Here is an 8,870-nt window from a genome sequence, read left to right as displayed (position 1 = left end):
TCGCCGGTCTGGGCGGCTTCTACTTGTTTACCGTGGCGCTGCAACTCGGTTCGGTAAACGGGGCCGCCGCTGCTCTCGTTGTCGGTGAGACGGTCGTGCCCGGTATCACCGGCGTAATCCTGCTTGGTGACACCGCTGAACGCGGGCTGGGCTGGCTGGTGGCGGTGGCGTTCGTCGGCGCGATCCTGGGGGCGGTGGCCGTCGCAATCTTCGGCGCCGCCGACCACACGCACGCAGCGACACCGCGCAGCGCAAATTTCTGAACCGCCTTACCCGGCTGCGTCGCCGATCAGCCGCGAAGACAGCTTGGCGTCAAGGAATATTCGACTGAGCTACGGTCCCCACTGGGCAAGCCCGGAGGCGGTCAGCGGCGCCCAGCCGGGTTCTAGCGTGTGGTCCGGGTCGCGCGGCAGTCGAGGATCTGGCTGCTTGGATGTGGCGACCGATGCCCCAGGCGCGTTTATACCGCGACGGCGGCCACCGCGTGCGGGTCGCCGACCGGATACACGAAATGGCAGTAGCGTACCGCCGGTTGGTTGAACCTTCATTCTCGGATGAACGTTCAATCTATGCTAGGCTGGCTTCATCGTCAAGCCGGCAAGCCGCCCGAAGGGCGAAAGCAACCGCGTCCCGACGCCACAAAGGAAACCCATGCAAACAGCTACACAGGCCACACCGTCCGCCGCGATGCAGCGCAACCGTGCTCGGCGTGACCAGATCCTGTCGGCAGCCGCAGACTTATTCGGCCAGAGCGGATTTCATGGATCGAGCGTGGCCGAGCTCGCCAAGCGGGCGGGCATGAGCGTCGGCCACATCTATCACTACTTCGAGAACAAGGACGCCATCATCGAGGCCCTCGTCGACCGCGAGGTGGAGAAGTTGCCTGGAATGTTCGACGAGTTCTACGCCGGCGACGATGCGTTGGCTGCGCTCATGGACCGGATCGACGATGCAGTGGACCGCCTCGACCTCGACAGAACGCCACTGCGGCTGGAAATACTCGCCGAGGCAGCGCGAAATCCAAGGATCGCGGAAAAGCTGCATTCGGCGGATGCGGGCTCCCGCCGTCGCCTGGCCCGGCTGGTCTCGGAACGGCTAGCGGGCCTCAGTGAGCGCGAGGTCGCCGACCGGGTCGAGGCGATCGCCGCCACCTTTTGGGGACTGATCTTTCGAGCCGTGCACAATCCGCATCTGGATCACGACGCCATCGTGCGAACCACGCGCCTGGTCCTACGCCAATTGCTCACAAACGATGGTTCGGAGGCGTAGCCATGGCCGGCGACAGCTACACATTCGTACTTGTTCACGGGGGGTACCACGACGGCTCGGCCTGGCGGCCCGTCATCGAGCATCTGAAGCACCTCGGCCACTCTGCCTACGGCCCCACGGTGGCCGGGCACGGCAAAGGCGTCCCCAAAAACGTTACCCACGCCGAACAGACCGAATCGATCGTGGACTTCATCACGGCCAAGGACCTGACCGACTTCGTGCTTGTCGGCCACGGCGCTGCGGGCCCCATCATCAGCAAGGTGGTCGAGGCCATCCCCGAACGCGTCCGGCGTCTCGTTTTTTGGAGTGCATTCGTCCTCAACGACGGCGAAACCATGCTCGGTGCATTGCCTTTCGACACCGAGTGGGTCACCAAGATGGCGGCCGAGTCCGCCGATAACACCTTCACCATGCCGTTCGAACTCTGGCGCGATGTCTTCATCAATGACGGCGACCCTGACCTGGTTCGGTCGGCTTACCAGCAGCTGTCCTCAGAACCGTACGGTCCGTGGGTCGAGCCGATGGACCTCAAGCGGTTCCACCAATTACCGACACCGCGCAGCTTCTTGGTGGGCACAGAGGACATGGTGCTGCCACCCGGTGACACCGGCTGGCATCCCAGGATGTCCAGTCGACTCGGAACGTTCCGGCTCGTCCAAATGCCTGGCAGTCACGAAGCCATCTTCACCAACCCAATCGGCTTGGCAGACAAGATCATCGAGGCAGGACGCGACTAGTCGGCGGGGCGCTCACTGAAGCGCGGTCACCAGGGCGGTGAGAGTTTGTGTTTCGGTCGCCGGGTCGGGCTTGCTGGCGCGCACCGCCTTGAGGACGCTGTCGATCTGCCCGTCGAGGCCGTTCCATGCGGTTCCGTCCATCGGCTGCAGTGTCGCCTGGTCGGAGTCCCAAGCCGTTTCGAGGTCCTTGACGCGGCTTCTCGCGCCTGCCTGGTCGCCGGCCTGGACCTTCGTAAGCGTGTCCTGTGCGATCGTGCGGAAGTTTGCCATGTCTGCCGCCGGGAAATGCGCGACAGCCTGCCCCGGGCTGAGTGGGGCGGACGCGGGCGCTGGATCGGCTTCCTCCGCGCCGGCCGCGCTCGCCGTGGTGGTGTGCGGCTTACCGGCGGCCCAGATCATCAGGACGCCAGTGGCCACAGCGACTACGGCGTAGTAACCGAGCATGATCCGCTCGCGAACCGGGCGCGGAGTTACGGTCGGCGTCGGGGTCGGCTTATGCTCTTCGATTACGTCGGCGCGGGTGCGTGTTAAGTACACGACCGTGGCAAGGATCGCGGTGAGGAAGATCGCGCTGGTGATGCCGTAACCCAAACCGAGGCCACCGCTGGTGGATGGGGAAGCAAACCAGTCGCCGAGATTCGCCCCCAGCGGGCGGGTCAGGATATAGGCAAGCCAGAAGGACAGCACGGCGTTGGCGCCCAGCCGCCAGCCGATCACGATGAAGACAATCAGGCCAGCAGGCAGAAGCACCGACACACCAGGTGCCCAGCCAGTCAGCTGCAACGTCCAGTCACCGACCGCCGTACCCAGGGCGAAGGTGACCAGAACTGCGAGCCAGTAGAACAACTCTCGCGGCCTCGTGACGATGCTGTGGATCGAAAGTGTCCGCTCGCGCGCGTACCACACGGCGAAGACGATGGCCAGGACCGCCGCGAAGACGCTCGTGCTCACGGCGAGTGGAACGTTCAGGTTATCCGTGAGGATGTCGGTGTAGAGCGTGCCAGTCACGCTAAGCACGACGACCGTCAGCCAGTAGATGGATGGGACGTAGCGGTTGAGGCGCAGCTGACATACCAGAACCGCGGCAAGGACCACGGTAAAGATGAGCGCCGTCGCGTTCAGGCCAACACCCAAAGTGTTGTTGATCCAGTCTGCGAAGCTCTCACCCACGGTCGTGCACAGGATCTTGATGATCCAGAACCACACCGTTACCTCTGGCACCTTGCTCAGCAGCACACGCTCGGTCTTGACGCCGTTGGCTTTCGTTGTCTCAGTCACGCCGCCGACCGTATAGACATCTCGCTGAGCCCGCGCTGAGAGTGCCGTAACGGCCCCATGACGAAGCGCCCCGAATCCCAACACGCGGGACCTGTGGGCCGTTTAGGGAGAGCTCGGTGACCTGGCCGTTTGGTCCATCTCCGAACTGGATCGCGTGAACCGCTAACCGCGGCGACTGCCTGACGTGCTGCGTTGCGACCCGAATTAGCGTGTGCCGCAATGGTGGACTGAGCCGGCGAACACGCCCGCCTGCATTTCATGCCGCCCGGTAGCCCTGGCGAATCGGCTACATTGAGTCATTCAACGCCCGGGTACGCCACGCGGATTACCCAGCGCCGCGACCTGTCGCATCATGATCGATGGTTCGTTCGGCCACCATCGTCGTCGACCAAGGCGGTGATGCCACGCTTCCAGCCCTTGTAACGAATACGGATGAGCCAAGGTCGGATGGATGCAAATAGCCCCGCCGTGACACCGGTCACAAGCAACCATAGTGACACGCCGGCGGCCAAGGCGTCGGCGCCGGCTCGCCACGTCGGCGTCGGCGGGTTGACGTGATTTCCGAGCTGGTCGATCCAAATATCAATGCGCTGGCCATCGTTGACGGGATGATCCCACGTGAACGCGCCGGTGTGCTCGGTGTCGCCGACACGCCAACGGGCGCCAACGATGGTCACCGGTTGTCGCGCGTCGGAGGAAGCCACGGATTCTCCCGTCACGGTCGCGGCGACCCGGTGGCGGGTTAGCGCCTCTTCGGAAAAAGTGCGGCCGCGTTGTTCGTGAACCGACGCGCCGACGGCCCCGGCGATCGCAATGGCGGCGAGCGAGACTGCCACCGCCAACGCGATCAGCGCAGCCTCAATCTGGTCGGTCGTCCGCACCAGCGGATTTCGTCCGATGACTTGAACCAGTCGCCAACGTAACCAGGCAACCGTGAGCGTCCTCATCACAACTCCTTGGGTAAGGGTAGACGCCACCGCGAAGTTGAAACCCCGTCGCGCCGCCCGTTTCTTGTCCAATGGGTACCTGCCGTTGCGGAAGGTGTCCCACTGTTCGATGTTCAGCGTGCGGCGCTTGCCGTCAACGCTTTGCTCGTTGTCGGAAACGAGGTGAGGCATCGTCGCGATCACCGATAGAGCCGCCGGGACGGCAACGAACGCTGCCGTCAGCCGACTGGAAATCCCCATACTACCTCTGTTCCGCGACAACGTGTTTGATCCCAGGACCTATCCGTGTGTGCCGTTGGACGCCCCGGATCGGGAGCGGGCACATGCTGTTCGTCATTGAAGAGCAGGCGTCATAACGATCTCACGCCGCGGCTTATAGCGCGCTGAGGAACCACGAATGCCCATCGTGACGAGGCACTTTGGATAATCTTGAGCGCCGCCACGCGGAAGACGTGCGTCGGGTGAGACGCTCTACCATGGCTTGGGCGCATGCAATTCGGTCCACACTCGGCTGACTCGCGAATAGCGCGCCACGGGTTCGCGCTCGTCGGATGTTTCTCTGTCGAACACCGTCTCGGTAGGGTCGGCCAATGCACGATCGCACCGCCGGTCTTGGCGCCGCCGTCCGGCACGCGGAGGCCTTCCTGGCAACGCTCGACGACCGTCCTGTAGCGGCCCGCGTCGCCGCCGCTGCTGTCCGCGAAGCCGTCGGACAGCAGCTGCCCGAACGAGGCGAGGAAGCCGCCGCCGTCATCGACGCGCTGGTTGCCGGCGCCGAACCCGGCCTCGTAGCCAGTGCGGGCCCGCGCCACTTCGGCTTCGTCATCGGCGGCACGCTGCCTGCCGCTCTGGCGGCCGATTGGCTTGTATCCGCATGGGATCAGTGCGCTGCCTTCCACTCGCTGTCCCCTGCCGCCGCCGCGGTCGAAGAAGTGGCCTCCACGTGGATCCTCGACCTGCTGCGCCTGCCCGCGACCGCGAGCGTTGGCTTCGTCACGGGCGGCCAGGGAGCGAACACGACCTGCCTGGCCGCCGCGCGGAACGCTGTGCTGGCGCGCGCCGGCTGGGACGTCGAAAACGACGGGCTCATCGGCGCTCCGCGGCTCCGTATCCTCTGCGGGCAGCAGGCCCACGCCACGATCCATACCGCCGCGCGTCTTCTCGGCCTGGGTGCCGGTTCGGCCGTGGGCCTGCGCGCCGACGCCCAAGGCCGCATGGACACCCATGCCCTCGCAGACGCCCTTGCCGCCGACAGCGGTCCGGTGATCGTTTGCGCCCAAGCGGGCAACGTGTCCACGGGTGCGTTCGATGACTTCGAGCCGATCGCCGACGCCTGTGCCGAGCATGGCGCGTGGCTGCACGTCGACGGTGCATTCGGCCTTTGGGCCGCTGCGGCGCCGACCACACGGCACCTCACGCGCGCGATCGAACGGGCCGACTCATGGGCTGTCGATGCCCACAAGTGGCTCAACGTGCCCTACGACTCCGCGATGGCCATCGTGGCCGACCCCGAGGCGCATTTGGCCGCCATGCGACTTGCCGGGCCGTATCTCGTCGCCGATCCGGGGCAACGGGACAGCACCAACTACGTGCCGGAGAGCTCTCGCCGCGCCCGCGCGATACCCGTCTACGCGGCGATCCGATCGCTCGGCCGCGCCGGGGTCGCCGACCTGGTCGAGCGCAACTGCGCACAGGCCCGGCGGATGGCGGAGGGGCTGGCTGCGATTCCCGGCGCCGAGGTTCTCAACGACGTAGTGCTGAATCAAGTCCTCGTCCGGCTGCCCGGCGGCGACGAGGCCAACCGCGCCGCCGTGGCCGCCATCCAGCGCGATGGCACCTGCTGGGTCGGTGGGACCACTTGGCAGGGCGAATCCGTTTTGCGCGTGTCCCTTTCCAATTGGAGCACGACAGACGATGACGTGGACCGCTCAATCGCTGCCATCGCCGCGGGTGTGGCTGGGTAGCGCTGGCCTTTGCCGGGGACCAGTCGCTGGCGATCGGCAGGGCCGGCCGGGTCTTGTTGTCCTGCACTCTCACCAAATCTGAAGTGGTGCCTTACCTGAGCGACCCGTGTCAAGCAGCATCGGGTTGCATGTGTGGTGTCCTCGACGTTGAACTCCGGGCGATCGGTTGCGTTGTTTAGGTTAGTGGCACTAACTGCCACCGTTCTACAACCAGGAAGTTCGGAAATGACAACACGCGGTCGCCACTGGGAAACCCCCGAGCGGATCGACAGTGCTCTTGCGGGCCACCAGATACGGGCAACGTCCAGCCGGCGGGAGCATTGATGGCTGGCGGCGGCAACGACATTCGCCGATATTCACCGCAGAGCGTTTCTGGGAGAACACGCCGCCCGGATAGGGCCAACAAGCGAAGGAGTTCCACCATGCGAATCGGACTAAAGTACATCGCCCCAGTGTTAGCGGCGGGAGCCGCCGCGTTAGCTATCGCCGCGGCACCAACCGCAGGGGCCGATCCCGGCCGGGTTCAGTCGGCAACGATCGCCAGCGCGCCGGCGGTGGACGCTGACTATCACGGCGGCGATCACGGCGGCGATCATGGTGGCTATGGCGGTGGCTATCGCGGCGACTACCGCGGCTACTACCACGGCGGCTATGGTGGCTGGTTTCCCTGGGGCGGGCACCGGTAGCGCTTGACGGTGCGCGTGACGCGCGTTATTCGAGAACGTTGTCCATCGCCGCGCACAGCCGCGGCAGCAGACCACGTCCCAACCCGAGAGCGGCGTTGCGCGCCTGAATGTATGAAGCTATTTCTCGTCCCGCCACGAGGCCTGGCGGGGCGAGAAGTACGCTCCCCCGCATCGTCACCCCACAGACATGGGTCAGCGGCCCCGCGGCGCCCTCGATCCGCACGGCATGCAGTTGCGAAAACGATTGATGTGCAAGCAGTCACCGTTCATATGCGGCCCATCCAGCTGTGGAATCGAGCATCCGGGTCGTAGGTGGAGCGCACCTTATTGAGGCGCGCCATGTTCGCGTCGGTGATAAATCTTGCCGGACGCCGGCCGAGATTCTCGTCGGCGAGCGCGATACAGGTTTGCAGGTGTGACATCGCGGCCATGTTGGATCCGGCCCAGTCGCGGTAGCGTTCGTCGTCGGCGGGGTTCTGCCACACGGTGTAGAGCGCCAGGTAGATCTCGTCGTCCAGGCCGTACACCATGTCCGCGTCCGCGGATGGCTTCCAGCCGGTGAAAATAAAGTGCGAGGGGTGCGGTGGCATCGTTTCGATGATTTTGCGGATGCCTGGCAACAGTTCGGCGGCCGAGGCCGAGGTAAACATGTTGTCGGCGATAAAGCGGTGCCCCTTGGGATAGTTCGTCATGATGGCGCCATACCAATTGGCCAATGTGGTCGGCGTATACGGAATATTGACGATCGCTTGATCGGCGACCGGGCAGGTGCTCAGCACGGCAAGGGCTTTGGCCGCCTCCTGTTCGGAATCGGCGAACACTGGCGAGGCGATGGCGATGCCCGGGTGGTCGAGCCCGGCTCCGGGAAAGCTACGCGTGGTGAGGATTTGCAGTTCGACCCGGTCGTCGATCTGGGGACTGATTGAACGTCCCCAGCTAAACACCTCGTCGGCGAGCTCGATCGGGTACAGATACAGACAGGTGCCCAAGACGGCCGGGCGTGGGTAAAGCCGCAGTTTGAAGGAGGTGACCACGCCGAAAAAGCCGGGTCCCGAGCCGCGGGCGGCCCAATAGAGATCGGGGTGGTGCTCGGCGTCGCAGTAGATCTGTTCACCGTCGGCGGTAACGACGTCCAGTCCTAACACGCTCTCGCATGCCATTCCCAGGACTTTGCTGTTCCAGCCGTATCCGCCCTGCAATAGATAGCCACCCAGGCGAATGCCCTCGCAATGGCCCGCAGGAAAGAAAAGCCCCTGTGAGTCGAGTTCCATCGCGAAGACGCTGGCGATCTTGCCCGGCCCGACGTTGGCGGTCAGCCGATCGGTGTCGACGCTGCAGTGATCGAGGCGGCTGACGTCAAGCAGCAGGCCACCGTCGCGAAGGTGACTGGCCGCCCAGCTGTGTCCGCCCGAACGTACGCCGACTTTGTGGCCATTGGCCCGCGCGTAGCGGATCGCTGCCACCACGTCGTCGGTGTCGCGCGCTTGCACGATGACATCGGGAAAGCGGTCTGGCAGAAGGCCATTCCACACCGTTTCTCGACGGGCCGTTTCGTATCCATCTGCGCCGCGGAAGAAACTCCTCTCAGCGGAAATCAAAACCATGCGTCCCTCTCTTTTGCGCAGCCACGCGTCCCAGCGGTGGATCCACCTGCTATGCCCACGAGATAGCGCCGTCAAACGTTCAATGGTGTTGCACAGTCATGCTTTTCGCTGCGGTGTTAAATTCGCCACACCACGTGAGACCGAAGAGCGATAGGTCGTTCGCGGCGATGAAACGAGCGGCGGCGCTCAGTCGGCGGCTGGCACAGTCAGCGGGTCAATGGTGGTGGAAGGTGTTGTCGCCAGGTAGTGCGCGATGTCGCGGGCCAGGGGGGTGGCGTTGAGGCGGATTGCTCGCAGTGGGCCATTGGTGGGGATGCCGTATCCGATCGCGAACATTCCGTTGCCGATGTGTGAGGCAAAGCCGCCGCGGGGGTTGCCGTGTTCG

General features: G+C 64.5%; 7 protein-coding genes and 2 pseudogenes. 5 read left to right on the top strand and 4 right to left on the bottom strand.

Annotation, left to right across the window (positions count from 1 at the left end; translation table 11 throughout):
• The 3 genes and pseudogenes from VE759_RS17865 to VE759_RS17850 all read left to right on the top strand — a co-directional run.
• Window positions 1–263: pseudogene (locus VE759_RS17865) on the top strand (hypothetical protein); the annotation flags it as partial.
• 388 nt (window positions 264–651) lie between these two features.
• A complete protein-coding gene (locus VE759_RS17855) occupies window positions 652–1,269 on the top strand; it encodes a helix-turn-helix domain-containing protein (protein WP_324934879.1) in 618 nt (205 codons plus the stop codon).
• Window positions 1,270–1,271: 2 nt separating this feature from the next.
• Complete coding sequence (locus tag VE759_RS17850; RefSeq protein ID WP_324934877.1) at window positions 1,272–2,006, top strand: alpha/beta fold hydrolase; 735 nt, start codon at window positions 1,272–1,274, stop codon at window positions 2,004–2,006.
• Window positions 2,007–2,018: 12 nt separating this feature from the next.
• Here VE759_RS17850 and VE759_RS17845 read toward each other — a convergent pair whose 3' ends face one another.
• On the bottom strand, window positions 2,019–3,284 hold the full coding sequence (locus VE759_RS17845) for a hypothetical protein (protein WP_324934874.1): 1,266 nt from the start codon (window positions 3,282–3,284) through the stop codon (window positions 2,019–2,021).
• A gap of 350 nt (window positions 3,285–3,634) precedes the next feature.
• A complete protein-coding gene (locus tag VE759_RS17840; protein WP_324934872.1) occupies window positions 3,635–4,471 on the bottom strand; it encodes a hypothetical protein in 837 nt (278 codons plus the stop codon).
• Window positions 4,472–4,821: 350 nt separating this feature from the next.
• On the opposite strand from VE759_RS17840, the gene VE759_RS17835 reads away from it, so the two are divergent.
• Window positions 4,822–6,195 carry a pyridoxal phosphate-dependent decarboxylase family protein gene (locus VE759_RS17835; protein WP_324934870.1) on the top strand — a complete coding sequence of 458 codons (1,374 nt, stop codon included), beginning with the start codon at window positions 4,822–4,824 and terminating at the stop codon, window positions 6,193–6,195.
• 422 nt (window positions 6,196–6,617) lie between these two features.
• Complete coding sequence (locus tag VE759_RS17830) at window positions 6,618–6,881, top strand: hypothetical protein (RefSeq protein WP_324934868.1); 264 nt, start codon at window positions 6,618–6,620, stop codon at window positions 6,879–6,881.
• A gap of 266 nt (window positions 6,882–7,147) precedes the next feature.
• Here the strand turns inward: VE759_RS17830 and VE759_RS17825 are convergent, their stop codons facing one another.
• Window positions 7,148–8,485 carry an FAD-binding oxidoreductase gene (locus tag VE759_RS17825; RefSeq protein WP_324934881.1) on the bottom strand — a complete coding sequence of 446 codons (1,338 nt, stop codon included), beginning with the start codon at window positions 8,483–8,485 and terminating at the stop codon, window positions 7,148–7,150.
• A 186-nt stretch (window positions 8,486–8,671) separates the two neighbouring features.
• Window positions 8,672–8,870 (bottom strand): annotated as a pseudogene (locus tag VE759_RS17820) (hypothetical protein); the annotation flags it as partial.

Origin of the sequence: Mycobacterium sp., from assembly GCF_035640695.1 — a bacterium.
In the GTDB taxonomy this organism is placed as follows: domain Bacteria; phylum Actinomycetota; class Actinomycetes; order Mycobacteriales; family Mycobacteriaceae; genus Mycobacterium.
This window is presented reverse-complemented; position numbering and strand designations above follow the sequence as displayed.

Excerpts from the sequence above, each read along its gene's own strand:
- VE759_RS17855 (WP_324934879.1), top strand. The coding sequence starts at position 652 with ATGCAAACAGCTACACAGGCCACACCGTCCGCCGCGATGCAGCGCAAC.
- VE759_RS17850 (WP_324934877.1), top strand. The coding sequence starts at position 1,272 with ATGGCCGGCGACAGCTACACATTCGTACTTGTTCACGGGGGGTACCAC.
- VE759_RS17840 (WP_324934872.1), bottom strand. The coding sequence starts at position 4,471 with ATGGGGATTTCCAGTCGGCTGACGGCAGCGTTCGTTGCCGTCCCGGCG.
- VE759_RS17835 (WP_324934870.1), top strand. The coding sequence starts at position 4,822 with ATGCACGATCGCACCGCCGGTCTTGGCGCCGCCGTCCGGCACGCGGAG.
- VE759_RS17830 (WP_324934868.1), top strand. The coding sequence starts at position 6,618 with ATGCGAATCGGACTAAAGTACATCGCCCCAGTGTTAGCGGCGGGAGCC.
- VE759_RS17825 (WP_324934881.1), bottom strand. The coding sequence starts at position 8,485 with ATGGTTTTGATTTCCGCTGAGAGGAGTTTCTTCCGCGGCGCAGATGGA.